Consider the following 18,640-nt stretch of genomic DNA (forward strand, 5'->3'; position numbering starts at 1 on the left):
AAATGATTATGAAAAGAGGACATTGTATTCTGGCGGCAGGTTTGTGTATTCTGGCAGGGCTTGTATCCGGATGCGGAGATAAAAAGCAGCAGACCTCCGAAGAGATAACAACGGCAGAGGATGGAACGGTTGCAGTAGAAGTGCTGGATAATGATCAGATTGCACTGGTATATAATGGATATGATCCGGAAGTTCATGGAATGATGTTTACGATTACAAATAAATCGGATGATCAGATGGTAAATGTGTATTTCAGTGATGTAGTGGTTGATGGAGAGACGCTTCAGCCAATGTTTGGACTGGATGTGGAAGCACAGACAAGTGAGGATCAGATTTGTCTGGTGGATTGTGATGCAGCGCCGGCTGCTTTGACTGGTATTGTATGTGTGGATGACATGGAAGGTTATACGATCGGTACATATGAGATCGATGACGTTGCCCTTTCAAATGAAAAAGATGATACAAAGGAATATACCGTAAAAGAGGGAGCTGTAACGATTCTTGATAATGACAAGGTCACAGTATCTTATATTGGAATTGAGAATGACAGTGATGGCGATGACGCAGAACAGGTACTGGCATTTGAGGTTTACAATAAAACGGATAAAAAGATACAGGCAACATTTGACACAGTTCTTGTAAATGGAAAAGAAGAGGAAATTTCTTATGTGGCAGATGCAATGGGGCATACATATGCAACCTTATTCTGTGACGTGTCCGACGTGAAAGCAATGACAACGCTGACTGGTGAATTTACTGTTTATGATGAAGATGATGAGTTGATCGGGAGCTATTCGATCGAGAAAGCTGCATTGAAATAGAAGGTTAGTTTATTAATCTGATTTTAATCTTTCTCCTATTTTAGATTAATTCGTGGCTGGTATAGTAATACCATCAGCTGAGGAGAGAATAGAGAAAGAAGGAAAAAGATATGGATAATTTAGAAAAAGTAGAGAAGTTAAGAGAAAAAACAGGTGTCAGCTATGAAGAAGCCAAGGCCGCTTTGGAAGCAACGAATTATGATGTGTTGGATGCGATCATTTATCTGGAAAAGAACGGTAAGGTAAAAGCACCGGAGGTTACCAGTTACACGACGGAACAGGCACAGCAGACATCAACAGAATTTGAACAGGCACAGCAGGAATATACCAGAGACTGCAATAAAAAGACCTTTGGTCAGATGATGGATCAGTTTTTTTCCTGGTGTGGAAGACTTTTAAAGAAAAGCGTGGATTCCAAGTTCATCATAGAAAGACGCGGCAGCACTATGGTAAATGTACCTGTTCTGGTATTGATACTTGCGATCATCTTCGCATTCTGGATCACGATTCCATTATTAGTGGTCGGTTTATTCTGTGAATGCAGATACCATTTCGCAGGAATCGATAATATCAATGTAGATTTGAACAGTGCCTGTGACAAGGTTGCGGATACGGTAGAAACTATTAAGACAGACATTAACAAGAACTAATGTGAGAGATTAATTTACAATACACAGATTTATTTTAAGGGACATAGGTACTCAAGATACTCCCTTAAAATAAATCGTGACAACAAGGAGTAGAGATGAGCCGGAAGATTTTGATTGTAGAGGATGAAGAAAAGATTGCCAGATTTGTAGAGCTGGAATTGGTTCATGAAGGCTATGAAGTAATAAAGGCATTTGACGGGCGGACAGGTCTGGATCTGGCACTATCAGAACATGCTGACCTGATCGTGCTGGATGTTATGCTTCCAAGGCTAAATGGTCTGGAGGTTCTTCGCCGTATTCGTAAAGAAGGAAATAATGTACCGATCCTGCTGCTTACTGCAAGGGATGCGGTAATGGACAAGGTGTCCGGGCTGGATGCGGGAGCGGATGATTACATTACGAAGCCATTTGCGATCGAAGAACTTCTGGCTCGTATCCGTGTAGCGCTGAAGCGGAAAAGCACAGACCGGCAGGAGACACATAAGCTAGAGATCCATGGAGTCAGCCTGGATACTGACCGGCATGAGGTTATGGTGGCGGGAGAACCGGTGGAGCTTACCAATCGGGAATTTGAACTGCTGCATACGCTGATGGAGAATAAGAATATCGTCATGGATCGGGAAAAGCTGATGAATATTGTCTGTGGTTATGAGTATGTCGGTGAGACAAATATCATAGACGTATATGTCCGTTATCTTCGTACGAAGATTGATGACCGGTTTGGGATCAAGCTGATCACAACTGTCCGTGGGGTTGGATATGTGATCCGGGAATCGTAAGGATACAGACTGGCATAAAGGCTGCAGGATATCGTCGGATGTCTGCTTTGAATACAGTGCGTGCAATTGCCATCTTGATTAGTTCGCAATGCATACATGAAATATTTGTTTTTGAGAGCAGGGCGCGAGCCAGAGCTGTGCATGTATGGATGTAAGAATGTAGAAGAAAAGGTATCACAGATGAATGAAAATAAGAGAGTGACCTCGATTGCGAGAAAAATAAATATCAGCTTCTGGCTGAAGGAAGTGGGCAATGTAATAGGAATCAATATTATCATTGCCCTTCTTATTATGGGAACATGGATGTACTGGTGTACAACAAAGCTTCCGGATCAGGTAACAGGTGAGCATTATTATTTTAATGTCAATCAAGAAAAGCATACACTGGAATATGTGATCGATGGAAATGACCGGAAATCATATGCATATGATTTCCGGGATGTAAGGGATTTGGTAGCTGTACCGGGAACCATACTGTTATCGGCAGAAGGATTTGTGTTGTTTTTTGCGTTATTCCGGACTTCTGTTGTCAGAAGAAAGCTGAAGCCGTTAAATGATCTGGCGGTAAAAGCAGAACAGATCAGTAAGATGTCATTTGAGCAAAATGGTATGGAGGATCGGAAGAAGCATTCTGATTCGAAGACGACAGAAACGATCGCTCGGGATCAGATGGCTCATCTGGAACAGGCAATATCACATATTTCTCCGGATGATGCCGAACAGGGAATCCATACCGGTGACAAGGAACTGAAAAGTATCGAGATCGCATTGAATAATCTGCTTCGGAATATGAAAGAAAATGAAAGGCGGCAGGTACGGTTTGTATCGGATGCGTCGCATGAGCTTCGGACACCTATTGCTGTGATCCAGGGATATGTGAATATGCTGGATCGATGGGGAAAAGAGGATGAAAAGGTTCTGACAGAATCCATCGAAGCCCTTAAGAATGAGTCCCAGCATATGAAAGAACTGGTAGAACAGCTTCTGTTCCTTGCGCGGGGTGACAGCGGAAGAAATACCTTGAATAAAGTGAAACTGGATCTGAATCAGATGGTCAGTGAGGTCTGGGAGGAATCCCAGATGATCGATGGGAAGCACCGCTATCTGTTCCGTGGAACAGATCCTGCATATATGACAGGTGATATAGCCATGATCAAACAGTCCATCCGGATCTTTGTACAGAATGCGGCAAAGTATTCTTCGGATGATGCGGATATTATATTAGGAGTTATGCTGGAATCCGGTTATGTCAGTTATATGATACAGGATGAGGGAATCGGAATGGAATCGTCAGATGTCGTTCATATCTTTGAACGATTCTACCGGTCGGACGAAGCGAGAAATGGCGAGACCGGCGGTTCCGGCCTTGGTTTGTCTATCGCCAAATGGATCATCGATGCTCATTCCGGCACGATCCAGGTCGTTTCCCGTCCGGAGATCGGCACTCGCTTTATTGTCCGTTTCCCGATGTGTGAGTAAAAAGTAAACTTGCCTGTGTGAACGGTGCCTGGTGATATCATCATATATAAAGACCATTGTGAGTTATAGAACAAAATGTGTTGATAAAAACCGTCTTTAACCCTGATAAAGGGCTGGAGACGGTTTAATCTTTTTAGCGGAAAGGTTTGGTGCGGAATTCATTCCAGACCATGAAAATGGCGACCGCTCCGGCAAGTCCATCGGCAATCGGACCAGAATACATAATGCCATCAATGCCCATAAAAAGCGGCAGAATAATTAATAATGGTAGAAGGAACAGGATCTGTCTGGTCAATGACAGGAATGTTCCTTTTTTCGGTTTGCCAATCGATGTAAAGAAGTTCGAAGTGATCGGCTGCATAAAGTTTATAAACGTAAAGAACAGAAAAATACGAAAATAGCTGATTGAAAACTGAAAGTAGCTTTCGGAGCCGTTTCCGAAAATGGATATGATCTGCCTTGGCACAAACTGGAACAGCAGAAATGCAATAAGCGCGATCACAAATCCACAGGTAGAAGCAAACAGATAGGCAGATTTCACCCGTTTGTATTTCCCTGCACCATAGTTATAGCTGGTGATCGGCTGTAAGCCCTGTGATATACCGATGATCAGGGATAGGAATACCTGGTTTACTTTTGTGATGATTCCGGCACAGGCGATAGGGATTGCTTCGCCATAGATAGAAAGGGAGCCATAGTATTTGAGAGATTTGTTCATAATGATCTGTACGATCATCATGGCAAGCTGGTTGCTGCAAGGAGCAGTACCAAGGGATGAGACTCTTGCTATGATCGATCTGCTGATGCGGAGATGTTTTTTTCTTATCGTTACAGTCTTGCAGTGGGATAAAAACCAGATGACAAGACCGGCGGAGATTACCTGACCGATAACGGTTGCGATGGCTGCACCTGCCATACCCATCTGAAGAACGGATACAAACAGTGCATCTAAGATCGTATTGATCACGGCTCCGGTGAGGTTACAGATCATGCTGATCTTCGGTCTCCCATCAGCTCGGATCAGATGACCGCTTCCGGTTGTGAGGATCAGAAAAGGAAATCCGATTGCAACAATGCCTGTGTAAGTTTTTGCATAGGAAAGTACATTGTCGGGAGATCCAAAGAAGCGGAGCAGAGGCTCTAAGAACAGCAGGGTGATCGTAGTTAAAATCACACCACAGCCAAAGAGCATAACAGCGGAATTGCCGATATAATAAACAGCTTTTTCCTTTTCTCCTTTTCCCATAGCCAGATTAAAAGCAGATGCGCCGCCGATGCCGAACAGCAGAGCGATCGCGATACAGGATATGGAAAGTGGAAATGAAATATTGGTCGCAGCATTACCAAGTTCGCCGACATTTCGCCCAATGAAAAACTGGTCAACAATGTTATAAAGAGAGCTAACCAGCATGGCTACTATACTTGGAATGGCAAATTGCATTAATAATTTTTTTACGGGCTGAGAGCCGAGAGGATTTTCATTTGTTGTCTGTGTATTCATATGGGTTGTCCTTGTTTACAGTTTCTTGCGGGTGTAGGTCATACGGGTAAATGTAATGTCGTCACCGCCGGATTCACCGGTTGTAATATCGAATTCATCTGCGTTGAATTCTGGGAAGAAGACATCTCCGTCTTCAACGACAGTATCAACTTCTGTGATATACATCATATCAACCAGTGGAAGTGCCTCTTTGAACAGCCCGTATCCACCGGAGATATAGACATTTCCCTCTTTTACAGCATCAAGAGCTTCCTGTAAGGAATGAACGGTAAGCAGGTTTTCACCGGAGTAATTGGCAGTATTTGACACAACGATATTCATTCGGTTCGGGAGAGGATGTCCGATCTCTTCATATGACTTACGTCCCATAACCACAGTATTCCCTGTTGTCAGTTCTTTAAACTGTTTCTGTTCTCCTTTGATCCGCCATGGGATCTGTCCATTTTTTCCAATTACATTATTTTTTGAACGAGCGACGATTAATCCTATCATAGTATGGGTTCCTTTCTCAGATGTCATATTTATTTTTCAGCATACCTGATCTTACGAAAATCAGCAAGTGGATTGCTGGTTTAAGCGTGCCAGTTGTTGTTTCAGATATTCATATCTTAAACGTTTTTCTTCTTTTGCAAAATGTACTTCACGGAACTGCTCAGGATTGTTCTTATAAGAAAGAGTCTCATCACCAAACTGTTCACTGGTCAGGTCAAATATATGACCGTTGACATCGTTATAGCAATGATAGTTTCCGCCGGGACGCAGGATGCCATACACTTTGCCGCCAAAGATGTCCTGAACCAGAAATGCTGTGATAGAACACTGCCCCAAGGTTTTATTCTCCGGTGTCCAGCCATCACGCAGTCTTGGTGCGCAAGTATCAGCGCACCAGATATCAGATAATCTGTCATACAGATCCTGTGGTGTATGGATTCCTTTATACTTGTTTGTTATGGCAGGAACGGTTGCCTGTTCCCAACCATAGAAGTTGTAGGTCTTCATTTTCAAATATCTCCTCATTTGCTATTGAATGAAATGTGTTGCTTTTGTTTGGATTTATAAATGATATTTATAGTATGCGTTTCAGTTTGCAGTTCTCGATTCCTGCGCTCCAGAATTCTGACAACGGGATCCCTTTGACCTGACAGATGATACTGGAATTCATAGCTCCATGTCCGACAATCAGGACATCTTTTCCTTCGTCTAATTGTGGTTTTACAACCTCTTTCAGGAATTCTCCTGTTCTCGCAAATAGCTGTTCAAAGCTTTCTCCACCATCCTTTGGAACTTTATAGTTTGCCGGATCAAGAAAGAGATCTTTTATTGGACAGCCGGGAGTAGTTATGCAGTTTGCGGTTCCTTCATAGCTGCCAAAACTCATTTCTTTTAACCGGTCGTCCGTTATGATCGGAATGTTCCGCCCTTTTAATACGATCTCGGCTGTTTCCTTTGCTCGGATAAGGGGAGAGCAGTAGCAGATATCAAAATGGATATCGGCATATTCTGTTCTGGCATGCTCCGCCATCTGCCGTCCTTCTTCATTTAGCGGAATATCGGTTCTTCCCTGCAATCGCCGTGTATTGTTCCAGTCTGTTTTTCCATGTCTCATAATGTATAACATAGTTTATCAGTTCTCCTTCTGGTATGCTATTATTTTATCGAATGAAATGTGTCCATGCATGTTCCTCAGTCTTTGGAAGTCCGAATTGTTCTTTTCCGAGAGCAATGCTTTTCATAAGAAATGCCATATTCCGTGCAAGGACACGCATAGTCTGTTTTCCTTCTTCGTCAAATGCTTTTCGCATTTCTTCTAATGCAATGGTGGTATTTCCATTGATTCTTGGACTTCCGTTTATCATTAATACATTCATGATTTTTCCTCTTTTCTATTTGATAATTCTTTTTTGTACTTAATAAATTCAACAATAAGGATAATGGAATGTAATATTAATTCACCTATTAATATCCAAAAAAATACATAAAATGTAAAATCCGCGTCACCTTTTGGAAAGCACCAGTTATTTGGATTATCCTTATCTACAATAATATTCATTTTGCTGTATATGTAGTATGAGGAATCGCTGGTGAACTTTTTTTCATATTTTTTGTCATTGTATGTATAGTTTATTTTGATATGGTATATGGTCTCGCCGTATGTAGTCGGATTATCATAATCCGGGGAAGATCTAAGGACATATTCTGAGTTGCAATCTTCTACGGTAGCTGCGATTTTGGCACCATTGGCTTTTATCTTTATAACCTGCTGGACATCTTTATAAAAGACACCACAAAAGAATAGCAGAAGAACGGTAGTGGCGAGCATCAGGATTGCAGTTTCCTGAATGTTTTTCTTTTTATCTGTCATATGAATTCTAATTTTTTACATCCCCTTTTTCTTTTGCAATGTTTTCCATGCGGATATAATAAGCTAAAAGGCGGAGAACATAGTCTGGTGCATTGCGCGTTCCTCTTTCCCATTCCGTAACGGTTCTGTATGGGATATTAAAACATTCACAAAACTCTTTGCGGTTCATTCCGGTAGATTCCCGGAGTTTTTTTATCTCAATCTGACATTCGGTTAGTTGCTCCATTCCGTGCCACCTCCTGTTTGCATTTTTATCATTATAGCACAAAATAAAGATTACACAATGTGTAATATGATGGTGAGATGATCGCATTTGCCTGAAAGAGTAAATGCTACTGGATTTAGTATAACCTTAATGGAGTATATTAAGCAGGATGGAATGGTAATTGGTGTGAGTACTGGAAGCCTTCTTTTCTCAAATAATTTGGTAGGAAATTTAGGGCTCATAAATACAAGATTAGATGTGCATTGTCCGAATGGAGAAGAGAGAGGTAAGGGAGAATATCCGCTAAAGGAGGTTCTGCTCTCACTTCGCTATGCTCGTGACAGCAGAACTACGGACTCAACATGACCGGTGTGGCCAAATTGGTCGACGACAGCGACTTTTTTCAGGTGGTAGCCGGCGGGAGTGAGGATGGCGATATCGCGGGCAAGGGTTGCGGGATCGCAGCTTACATAGACGAGTCGTTTTGGATTCATCCGGATCAGGGTGTCAAGGAGTATCTTGTCACAGCCTTTTCTTGGTGGATCAACAACGACAACATCTGCATGGGACCCGTCGCCCCCTTTCTCGTAAATGGAAGGAACAACTTCCTCCGCTTTTCCGGTAAAGAATTCGACGTTATGGATATCGTTAAGTTCCGCATTTTTACGGGCATCCAGGATTGCCTGAGGAACGATCTCCACACCGTATACCTGTTTTGCTTTCTGAGCAAGAAACAGGGAGATGGTTCCGATGCCGCAATACATATCCCAGACGGTTTCCTCGCCGTTCAGATCTGCATATTCCAATGCTTTTTCATAAAGTACCTTAGTCTGCACAGGGTTTACCTGATAGAAGGACAGAGGTGAGATCCGGTATTTTACATTGCCGATATAATCTGTGATGTATGGACTGCCCCACAGTGTTTTGCAGGTTGGTCCAAGAATCTTATTTGTTTTTTCTGTATTGATGTTCAGGCAGATTGAAGTCATTCCGGAAATTTTTGTCAGACGGGAGATGAGTTCATCTGCATGAGGTAGTTTTTTTCCATTTACGATGAGACAGACCATAACTTCGCCGGTTGTAAACCCGACACGGGTCAGAATGTGACGTACCAGACCCTGTCCGGTTGTTTCGTTATAAGTGGAAATGTTATATTCCGTGAGAAATGCACGGATGATCGGCAGAATCTGATCATTTACTTCTGCACCGATCGCACAGGTATCGGAATCGATGATCGAATGGGTTCTGCCGGCATAGAAGCCGATCACGATATTGCCGTTTTTGTCTCTGCCAACCGGAAACTGTGCTTTGTTTCGATAGTGGTATGGTTCTTTCATACCATAGATCGGTTCCATCAGAGTATCGGGATTCTCAATCTTGCCGATCCGGCGCAGACATTCTCTTACCTTGTTCCATTTGTATTCTAACTGCTTCTCATAGGAAATGTGCTGAAGACTGCATCCACCACAGCTCTTTGCGACTGGGCAGACCGGAGTTACGCGGTAAGGGGATGGTGTGATCAGGCGAACCAGCCGTCCGTAGGCGATCGATTTTTTTGCTTTCATGATCGAGATCTCGGCTACGTCACCGATCACTGTATCTTTGACAAATACAGTGATATTCTGCACGTTATTTCCATCTTCGGATGAAGCTTTCGTGGAAATGTCTGTGCCTGCTTTATTATTTGTTACATCAGAAAGAGAGAGATGGCCGATGCCTTCTCCCTCATTTCCCATGTCCGTTATTTCTATTGTATATATACTGTTCTTTTTAAGTTCCATAAAATAAATATCGTATCCTTTATTTTGTAGATCTGCGGATATTACTTTCTATCATTTTATTGTAACCAAGCCAGCCGGTCTCGTCCTTGCTGTCTAATGCTTCCATGAATGTCTGGATCTTGGCATCTGTATTATCGGCAAATGATAATGCAAGTGCTTCGATCAGGGCAGGCTTTTTTGGAGAACCGTATTCCAGTTCACCGTGGTGGGCGAGGATACAGTGCTCCAGTTCGTTTGCTTCCTTTGCAGGAAATTCCGGAACAGAATCACGGATCTTGTCGCGGATCATCATAGTACCCATTACGATGTGACCAAGTAACTGACCGGAATCTGTGTAATCGTTTTCCGGGAATGTTGAAAGCTCATAGACCTTGCCGATGTCATGAAGCATGGCAGCAGTCAGGAGCAGGTCACGATTTAAGATCGGGTAGTATGTAGTGTAGTAGTCGCACATGCTGGTAACTGCCAGAGTGTGCTCTAACAGACCACCGACAAATCCATGATGAATGGATTTGGCAGCCGAATGCTTTTTGAATTCTTTTGCAAGAGCTTTGTCCTCTACAAAGAAGCTTTCCAGAAGCTTTTTGTAGTAAGGCTTTTCGATCGTTGCGATAATGCCAAGCAGCTTGTCAAACATTTCATCAACATTTTTCTTCGTGCATGGCATATAGTCGTTGATATCGTATTCCCCTTCTTCAGCGATACGGATCTTCTTAATTGTCAACTGGAGAGTGTTGTTAAATGAGGTAACCTGACCGTCAACCTTAACATAGTTCATGGATTCAAAATGTCCAATTCCGCTGTTCAGTTCCCAGATCTTACCATCCATTGTTCCGCTGGCATCTACCAGTTGCAGAGAATAGTAGGATTTACCTGATTTTGTCTTTCCTGTGATCTTGTTTTTGCAGAGGTAAACCTCTGAAACCATTTCGCCTTCGCGAAGCTCGTGTATATATCTCATAATGTAAGCCTTCCTGTTATTTTGTTCCGAAAATTCTGTCGCCGGCATCACCGAGACCCGGGCAGATGTAAGCATTTTCATTTAAGCATCTGTCAAGCTGACCAACATAGATCTGGATGTCCGGGTGATCCTTCTGAAGCCTTTCCAGACCTTCGGGAGCAGCGATGATACACATGAATTTGATATTCTTGCCGCCGTGCTGTTTGATAAATGAAACAGCTTCGGAACCGGAACCGCCGGTTGCTAACATTGGATCAACAACAAGGATTGTTCTCTGCTCGATCGGATCCGGCAGTTTACAGTAATACTCATGCGGCTCGTGTGTCTCCGGGTCTCTGTAGAGCCCGATGTGTCCAACCTTTGCTGATGGAACCAGAGCAAGGATGCCGCTTACCATGCCAAGCCCGGCACGGAGGATCGGTACAACTGCCATCTTCTTGCCTGCGATCATAGGAGATTTGCAGGTTTCGATCGGAGTCTTGATCTCTACATCTTCTGTAGGCAGATCACGAAGTGCTTCGTAGCCCATAAGCATAGCGATTTCTTCTACAAGTGTACGGAATTCATTTGTTCCGGTGTTCTCGTTTCTTAACATTGATATTTTGTGTTTGATCAAAGGATGATTCATAATTGTGACATTACTCATATCGGTAACCCCTTTTCGTAAAATTTTTAACTGTGTATAATTCTACCATAAGACAACAGGAAATTAAACCCTGCGATACCGGAAAAATCAACGGAAAACATTTCGGATAGACATAAAAAATCATCGACCGCGCCAACAGAACAGTTTTTAGAATGATCAGGAAAAACTGTCGGTCGGCAGGACCGATGATTTTGTAAAATATAATATTAATCGTTGTAGTCCGGCAGATCGTTATAGTACATTTTGATCGCATTTGTGCTCTTTTCCAGAACTGCCATTGTCGATGGAAGAGGAACTGCGATCAGATCGTCGAATTCAAATTCACCAAGCTCCGGTCGGATCTCATATCCAAGATTTCGTTCGTTGATCGAGAAATCAGCTTGAAACTGGTAATTGTTTCCTCTGGCGTCCAAGCGGATCCATTTCTTGACATCCGGTTCAAATACTGCATTCAGTGCATGAAGTGCCAGCTTGTTATCATATGTGAATCGTTTGATCCTCTGGTAGCAGAATCCGGTGTAAATACCATTTGCACGCATCAGTGCGGCTAACAGATTTGCCTTTGAATAGCTGATACCGGTTTTCTTTTCCAGAACATCTGATGCAGAGATCGTGATCGTGGAATCTTTGGCGTCCCAGGTGTGATCAATTTCATCTCTGACAAAATAATATATGGTTTCTATTTTTTCGTAAACAGATCTGCAGTTTTTGGTAAGATCCATAGCCTTCTCCATAACCATGGGATTGTCGAAATCGACATATTTATCATACTGTAGATATGCTGCATCCCTATTTCTCTGTATTAGCTTCATGTTTACCTCCCAAAAGTATTACAAGTAAGATAAATGACAGAGGACCAATCTCTGAAACTCCAGCTATTTGTCGCTGGTTACTTGAAATATGTAGAACTTCAGATAATATGATTCATCTGCAGCCCACAGAATCGGATGATCAGGAGCCTGAGTACGGAATTCAACCTGTCTCAGTCGTTTGTGAGAGTTGGAAGCAGCCTGTCCGATGGTTTTTGTAAATAGTTCATAGTCCATGAAATGGGAGCATGAACAGGTGGCAAGAAAGCCGCCATCTTTAACGAGCTTCATGGCTCTCAGATTTATTTCCCGATAACCTTTTACAGCGTTTTTAATTGAGTTGCGTGATTTTGTAAATGCAGGTGGATCCAGAATTACAACGTCGAATTTCTCGCCCTGTTCTTCCAGTTCAGGGAGCAGATCAAAGACATCTTTACAGATAAATGTAACCGAATCCTCCAGGTGGTTCAGCTTTGCATTTTCCTGTGCCTGTTTGACCGCAAGTGCCGAAGCATCTACACCCAGTACGCTTGCGGCACCGGCAATTCCGGCGTTCAGCGCAAAAGAGCCTGTGTGTGTGAAACAGTCAAGAACTTTTGCATCCTTACAAAGACGCTGGATCGCAAGTCGGTTGTATTTCTGGTCAAGAAAGAAGCCGGTCTTCTGACCGTCTTTTACGTCAACAATATAGTGTACGCCATTTTCAATAATTTCCACGTTCGTGTCGAATTCATCCCCAATGAATCCCTTGAATGGCTGCATCCCTTCATTTATTCTAACTTTAGCATCGCTACGCTCATAAACACCTTTGATTATTATACCATCCGATTTAAGGATATTTTTTAAAATATTTATTAACAAATTTTTAACTCTGTCGATTCCAAGTGCAAGTGACTCAACGACCAGCACATCTTCAAATTTGTCAATCACAATACCGGGCAGGAAGTCTGCCTCGCCAAATACGATACGGCAGCTGCTTGTATCCACGGTTTTCTTACGATAATCCCATGCTGCCTGCAGACGCATGCGGAAGAAATCTTCATTGATCTCGGTATCGACGTGACGTGTCAGCATACGGACAGTGATCTTGGAATTCGTATTGATAAATCCCTTTCCCATCGGATATCCGTCAAAGTCTTTTACAATGATGATATCCCCGTTTTCAAAGCTCCCCATGATGGTATCTATTTCATTGTCATAAATCCAGGCGCCGCCGGCTTTGATGGTTCTGCCCTCGCCCTTCTTTAATGTTACGATTGCGCTCATGTTACACCTCGTTCATTTTTTTGATAAGACATAGTATACCATGGATGGCATGGTTTTTAAATCCGCTTTGCGGATAACACAGTGGGAAGCGGAAGGTTCTTATAGAATAAAGAACAAATATTCGATTTGCTCTGTACTTTTTTTAAATGGAATGATATATTAGACAGAGAACAATAATAAGAATATTGATTGTATTTAGATAGATATATCAGGAGAACATAATGGATCATTTCAAATTAGTATCAGAATATCAGCCGACCGGTGATCAGCCGCAGGCGATCAAAGAGCTGGTGGATGGATTTAAAGAGGGAAACCAGTTTGAAACCTTGTTAGGTGTAACCGGTTCCGGTAAGACATTTACCATGGCAAATGTAATAGCACAACTGAATAAACCGACGCTGGTGCTTGCGCACAACAAAACGCTGGCGGCACAGTTATATTCGGAAATGAAGGAATTTTTTCCGGAAAATGCGGTAGAATATTTTGTTTCTTATTATGATTATTACCAGCCGGAAGCATATGTGGCATCGACTGATACTTATATAGCGAAGGATTCTGCGATCAACGATGATATTGACAAGATGCGTCACAGTGCAACAGCGGCCTTGATCGACAGAAAAGATGTTGTGGTCGTATCCTCGGTATCCTGTATTTACGGTATCGGTGATCCGGATGAATACCGGGAGCAGATGCTGTCGCTCCGTGTCGGCATGATCAAGGATCGGGATATGGTGATCGATGAACTGACGGATATCCAGTATGTCAGAAATGATATGGATTTCCACCGTGGAACATTTCGTGTACACGGGGATGTGCTGGAGATCCTTCCGGTATCGACATTTGAAGATGCTGTGCGTGTTGAATTCTTTGGTGATGAGATCGACCGTATCTGTGAATTTGATCCGTTGACCGGGGAGATCAGGCGCAGCCTGAATTTTACCTGTATCTTTCCTGCTTCTCATTATGTTGTCGGACATGAGAAACTGGAACGTGCACTTACAAAGATCGAAGCGGAATTGGCTGAACGGGTACAGTATTTTAAGGAAAATGATAAGCTGATCGAAGCACAGCGGATTGAAGAACGGACAAATTTTGATATAGAGATGATGCGGGAGACAGGCTTCTGCTCCGGTATCGAGAATTATTCAGGACCATTATCCGGCAGAGAATCCGGGGAGACTCCGAGCACATTACTGGATTTCTTCGGTGATGATTTCCTGTTGATCATAGATGAGTCGCATATGACGATTCCGCAGGTCGGAGGAATGTATGCAGGTGATCGTTCCAGAAAACAGAATCTGGTGGATTATGGATTTCGTCTGCCATCCGCATTGGACAACCGTCCGTTAAACTTTGAAGAATTTGAATCGAAGTTAGATCAGGTATTATTTGTATCGGCGACACCATCCAAATATGAAGCAGAACATGAGCTGCTCCGGGCCGAGCAGATCATCCGACCGACCGGATTGCTGGATCCACCGGTGGATGTCCGTCCGGTAGAAGGACAGATCGACGACCTGATGTCAGAGATATTGAAAGAGACAGAACAGGGACACAAGGTTCTGGTTACAACACTTACAAAACGTATGGCAGAGGATCTGACAGATTTCCTGCGTGAGAATGGCATTAAGGTCAAATATCTTCATTCCGATATTGATACAATGGAGCGTGTAGAGATCGTGCGTGATCTCAGAATGGGTGTATTTGACGTATTAGTTGGTATCAACCTCCTTCGTGAGGGACTTGATATTCCGGAGATCACACTGGTGGCTATCCTGGATGCAGATAAAGAGGGCTTCCTGCGTTCGGAGACATCGTTGATCCAGACGATCGGACGTGCTGCGAGAAACTCAGAAGGTCACGTTATCATGTATGCAGATATGATGACAGACTCCATGAAACGTGCGATCTCGGAGACAAATCGACGCCGGAAGATTCAGGATGCTTATAATAAGGAACATGGGATCATACCGAAGACGATCCAGAAGAGTATCCGTGATCTTATTACAAATGAAGTCACAGAAGATAAACCGGTTGTGGATGCTGAGAAAGATATTGAATCCATGACGAAGAAAGAGCTGAAAGCAATGATCGATAAGCTGACAAAGAAGATGAACATGGCAGCCGCGGACCTGAACTTTGAAATGGCAGCGATCGTCCGTGATGAGCTGAAGAAGTATAAAGAAGCACTTCGGGACTATGATAAGTAGAAAATACAATACAGATCATGCTGTCGTACTAATTGAAAGTGTATAAACATGTATGATCATAATATTATTTGTTTGAATATTAGTTGTTAAACTAATATGAAAGATATCATTACTATTATGAAGTAAGCCTTATCCGAGGCCGGTACTTAAGTTGCGTTTTTTGCAACTTTATGTACCGCTGCACGAGGATACGAGCGGAAGCGTCTTACGGAATAATATGTAATGTATCTTTCATATTGTATAAAAGTAATAATAAATATAATGATCATACATGTTTATAAGATTCAAATAAAATGAGCAGAAAGAAGGTCAACCGAAATGGGTGATATTAAGTATATTACGATTAAAGGTGCAAAAGAACATAACCTGAAGAATATAGATGTGAAGATTCCGAGAGATAAATTTGTCGTTGTGACAGGTCTGTCCGGTTCGGGCAAATCCTCACTGGCATTTGATACGATCTATGCCGAAGGTCAGCGACGCTATATGGAGTCCTTATCTTCCTATGCAAGACAGTTCCTTGGACAGGCAGAGAAGCCGGATGTCGAGAAGATCGAGGGCCTGTCGCCTGCGATATCGATCGATCAGAAATCGACGAATAAGAATCCGAGATCCACAGTCGGAACAGTAACAGAGATCTATGATTATTTCCGTCTGTTATATGCAAGAGCAGGAATCCCACACTGTCCGAAATGTGGAAAAGTGATCAGCAAACAGAGCGTGGATCAGATGGTAGACGATATCATGCAATTGCCGGAACGGACAAAATTCATGGTACTCGCACCGGTTATAAGAGGCAGAAAAGGGGAACATGTGAAGCTGTTGGAGAAGGCGGCAAAGAGCGGTTTTGTCCGTGCGATCATTGATGGCAGTATGTATGAGTTATCCGAGGAGATCAAGCTGGATAAGAATAAGAAGCATAATATTGATATCGTTGTGGATCGTCTGGTCGTTCGTCCTGATATGGAACGAAGACTGACAGATTCTGTAGAGACAACTCTGCGGATGGCAGAAGGTCTGATGAAGATTGAGGTTATAAATACAGATGGAGAAAATGAAATCTTGAATTTCTCTGACAGCTTTTCCTGCCCGGATTGTGGAATCAGCATTGATGAGATTGAGCCCAGAAGCTTTTCATTCAATAATCCATTTGGCGCATGTCCATGTTGTGCCGGTCTGGGATTTAAGATGGAATTTGATCCGGATCTGATGATACCGGATACCAAGCTGTCGATCAATGAAGGGGCAATTGTTGTGCTGGGCTGGCAGTCCTGTAATGATGGAAAGAGTTTTACAAATGCAGTGCTTCGTGCATTAGCAGAGGAATATCATTTCTCACTGGACACACCGTTTCAGGATTACAGTGATGAGATCAAAGATCTGTTATTATATGGCAAGAACAGTCGTCCGGTAAAGGTTCATTATAAAGGACAGCGTGGAGAAGGCGTTTATGATATTACATTTGAAGGTCTGATCAAGAACGTCCAGCGAAGGTACCGGGAGACCGGAGGTGAGACGACTAAGGCAGAGTATGAGACTTTTATGACGATCACGCCATGTGAAGAATGTAAGGGAAAACGTCTGAAACCGACAGCACTGGCTGTTACGATCGCCGATAAGAATATTGATGATCTGACCAGAATGTCGATCGAGGATCTTACAAACTTTATGGATAATATTAAGTTGACAGACCGGCAGATGCTGATCGGCGGGGCAGTTTTAAAGGAAATCCGGGCGAGACTGCATTTTCTGATCGATGTAGGCCTTGATTATCTGGCACTTTATCGTTCTACAGGCACATTGTCTGGTGGAGAGGCACAGCGAATCCGTCTGGCGACACAGATCGGTTCCGGGCTCGTGGGCGTTGCTTATATTCTGGATGAACCAAGTATCGGTCTGCATCAGAGAGATAATGATAAGCTGATCGGAGCATTGGAGCATCTGCGTGATCTTGGAAATACTCTGATCGTAGTAGAGCATGATGAAGATACGATGCGTGCTGCGGATTATATTATAGATATCGGTCCGGGAGCCGGTGAAAATGGTGGTTATGTCGTTGCGGAAGGTACGGCAGAGGAGATCATGAAAAATGAGAACTCGATTACCGGTGATTATTTAAGCGGAAGAAAAAAGATTCCGGTACCGGAGGTGCGAAGAAAGCCAACGGGCTGGCTGACCGTTCAGAATGCGTATGAGAACAACCTGAAGCATATTGATGTGAATATACCACTGGGTATTATGGTATGCGTGACTGGTGTATCCGGTTCGGGAAAGAGCTCACTTGTAAATGAGATCTTATATAAGAAGCTGGCGAGAAGACTGAACAAGAGCCGTATCAAACCGGGACATCATGATCACATCGTGGGATACGATGCACTCGATAAGGTGATCAATATCGATCAGTCACCAATCGGAAGAAGCCCGAGATCGAACCCGGCAACCTATACAGGTGTATTTGACATGATCCGTGATCTGTTTGCAAATACAAAGGATGCCAAGGCAAGAGGCTATAAGAAGGGAAGATTTTCATTCAATGTATCGGGTGGACGATGCGAAGCCTGCCGTGGTGATGGTATCATCAAGATCGAGATGCATTTCCTGCCGGATGTCTATGTTCCTTGTGAGGTATGCGGTGGCAAGCGGTACAATCGTGAGACACTGGAAGTAAAATATAAAGGTAAGAGCATTTATGATGTTCTGGATATGACTGTGGATGAAGCCTGCGAGTTCTTTGCAAATGTTCCAAGCATCTGCGAAAGATCGAAACGTTAAAGGATGTTGGTCTGGGCTATATCCGTCTGGGACAGCCATCTACCACTTTATCCGGAGGAGAGGCACAGAGAGTAAAGCTTGCGACGGAGCTTGCCAGACGTGGAACCGGAAAGACGATCTACATTCTGGATGAACCGACGACCGGACTTCATTTCGCCGATGTTCATCGTCTGGTGGATATTCTTCGCAGACTTAGTGACAGCGGAAATACCGTAGTTGTTATCGAGCATAATCTGGATGTTATAAAGACTGCCGATTATATCATCGATATGGGACCGGAAGGCGGTGTCCGTGGTGGAACAGTGATCGCACAGGGAACACCGGAGGAGATCGCAGAATGTGAGAATTCATATACCGGACAATATCTGAAGCGGTATTTATAAAGTGTGAAGATAGAG

General features: G+C 43.1%; 16 protein-coding genes and 2 pseudogenes. 6 read left to right on the forward strand and 12 right to left on the reverse strand.

All coding sequences use genetic code 11. The features are described from left to right. Nucleotides 1-8 precede the first annotated feature (8 nt). The 4 genes from DW959_RS01500 to DW959_RS01515 all read left to right on the forward strand — a co-directional run bounded on the left by DW959_RS01500 (nt 9) and on the right by DW959_RS01515 (nt 3,729). A complete protein-coding gene (locus DW959_RS01500) occupies nt 9-821 on the forward strand; it encodes a hypothetical protein (RefSeq protein ID WP_021944336.1) in 813 nt (270 codons plus the stop codon). A 110-nt stretch (nt 822-931) separates the two neighbouring features. Further along, a complete protein-coding gene (locus tag DW959_RS01505) occupies nt 932-1,471 on the forward strand; it encodes a DUF4342 domain-containing protein (RefSeq protein WP_021944337.1) in 540 nt (179 codons plus the stop codon). A 95-nt stretch (nt 1,472-1,566) separates the two neighbouring features. Then, nucleotides 1,567-2,250, forward strand: coding sequence for a response regulator transcription factor (locus tag DW959_RS01510; RefSeq protein WP_117807856.1), 684 nt, complete (start codon nt 1,567-1,569; stop codon nt 2,248-2,250). A 141-nt stretch (nt 2,251-2,391) separates the two neighbouring features. Then, entirely contained in the window at nt 2,392-3,729 is a 1,338-nt protein-coding gene (locus tag DW959_RS01515) for a HAMP domain-containing sensor histidine kinase (RefSeq protein WP_226801044.1), read from the forward strand. Nucleotides 3,730-3,862: 133 nt separating this feature from the next. Here DW959_RS01515 and DW959_RS01520 read toward each other — a convergent pair whose 3' ends face one another. The 12 genes and pseudogenes from DW959_RS01520 to DW959_RS01575 all read right to left on the reverse strand — a co-directional run bounded on the left by DW959_RS01520 (nt 3,863) and on the right by DW959_RS01575 (nt 13,260). Beyond that, a complete protein-coding gene (locus DW959_RS01520; protein WP_118615122.1) occupies nt 3,863-5,230 on the reverse strand; it encodes an MATE family efflux transporter in 1,368 nt (455 codons plus the stop codon). Nucleotides 5,231-5,245: 15 nt separating this feature from the next. After that, nucleotides 5,246-5,722, reverse strand: coding sequence for a dihydrofolate reductase (locus DW959_RS01525; RefSeq protein ID WP_118615125.1), 477 nt, complete (start codon nt 5,720-5,722; stop codon nt 5,246-5,248). Nucleotides 5,723-5,782: 60 nt separating this feature from the next. Next, nucleotides 5,783-6,229, reverse strand: coding sequence for a hypothetical protein (locus DW959_RS01530; protein WP_242997316.1), 447 nt, complete (start codon nt 6,227-6,229; stop codon nt 5,783-5,785). Nucleotides 6,230-6,296: 67 nt separating this feature from the next. Next, nucleotides 6,297-6,848, reverse strand: a complete 552-nt coding sequence (locus DW959_RS01535) for a histidine phosphatase family protein (protein WP_118615128.1) — start codon at nt 6,846-6,848, stop codon at nt 6,297-6,299. Between the two features lie 34 nt (nt 6,849-6,882). Beyond that, nucleotides 6,883-7,023, reverse strand: a pseudogene (locus tag DW959_RS01540) (flavodoxin family protein); the annotation flags it as partial. Nucleotides 7,024-7,094: 71 nt separating this feature from the next. Next, nucleotides 7,095-7,592: a hypothetical protein gene (locus tag DW959_RS01545; RefSeq protein WP_118615131.1), complete on the reverse strand. Its 498-nt coding sequence runs from the start codon at nt 7,590-7,592 to the stop codon at nt 7,095-7,097. 7 nt (nt 7,593-7,599) lie between these two features. Beyond that, a complete protein-coding gene (locus DW959_RS01550) occupies nt 7,600-7,818 on the reverse strand; it encodes a helix-turn-helix domain-containing protein (RefSeq protein WP_118482885.1) in 219 nt (72 codons plus the stop codon). Between the two features lie 308 nt (nt 7,819-8,126). Beyond that, entirely contained in the window at nt 8,127-9,578 is a 1,452-nt protein-coding gene (rlmD, locus tag DW959_RS01555) for a 23S rRNA (uracil(1939)-C(5))-methyltransferase RlmD (protein ID WP_118615134.1), read from the reverse strand. Nucleotides 9,579-9,597: 19 nt separating this feature from the next. After that, complete coding sequence (locus DW959_RS01560) at nt 9,598-10,539, reverse strand: HD domain-containing protein (protein WP_021944344.1); 942 nt, start codon at nt 10,537-10,539, stop codon at nt 9,598-9,600. 16 nt (nt 10,540-10,555) lie between these two features. Further along, nucleotides 10,556-11,185: a uracil phosphoribosyltransferase gene (gene upp / locus DW959_RS01565; RefSeq protein ID WP_117807840.1), complete on the reverse strand. Its 630-nt coding sequence runs from the start codon at nt 11,183-11,185 to the stop codon at nt 10,556-10,558. Nucleotides 11,186-11,391: 206 nt separating this feature from the next. Next, the gene (locus DW959_RS01570) at nt 11,392-11,997 is read right to left on the reverse strand and encodes a transglutaminase family protein (protein ID WP_008401776.1); all 606 of its coding nucleotides are present in this window, start codon (nt 11,995-11,997) and stop codon (nt 11,392-11,394) included. A gap of 63 nt (nt 11,998-12,060) precedes the next feature. Then, complete coding sequence (locus DW959_RS01575; protein ID WP_117822471.1) at nt 12,061-13,260, reverse strand: class I SAM-dependent rRNA methyltransferase; 1,200 nt, start codon at nt 13,258-13,260, stop codon at nt 12,061-12,063. A gap of 221 nt (nt 13,261-13,481) precedes the next feature. On the opposite strand from DW959_RS01575, the gene uvrB reads away from it, so the two are divergent. Both uvrB and uvrA read left to right on the forward strand, forming a co-directional pair. Beyond that, nucleotides 13,482-15,470, forward strand: a complete 1,989-nt coding sequence (uvrB, locus tag DW959_RS01580) for an excinuclease ABC subunit UvrB (RefSeq protein ID WP_008401782.1) — start codon at nt 13,482-13,484, stop codon at nt 15,468-15,470. Between the two features lie 318 nt (nt 15,471-15,788). Next, nucleotides 15,789-18,625: pseudogene (uvrA, locus tag DW959_RS01585) on the forward strand (excinuclease ABC subunit UvrA). Nucleotides 18,626-18,640: the final 15 nt, after the last annotated feature.

The organism is Clostridium sp. AM46-21, assembly GCF_003480025.1.
GTDB lineage: Bacteria > Bacillota > Clostridia > Lachnospirales > Lachnospiraceae > Coprococcus > Coprococcus ammoniilyticus.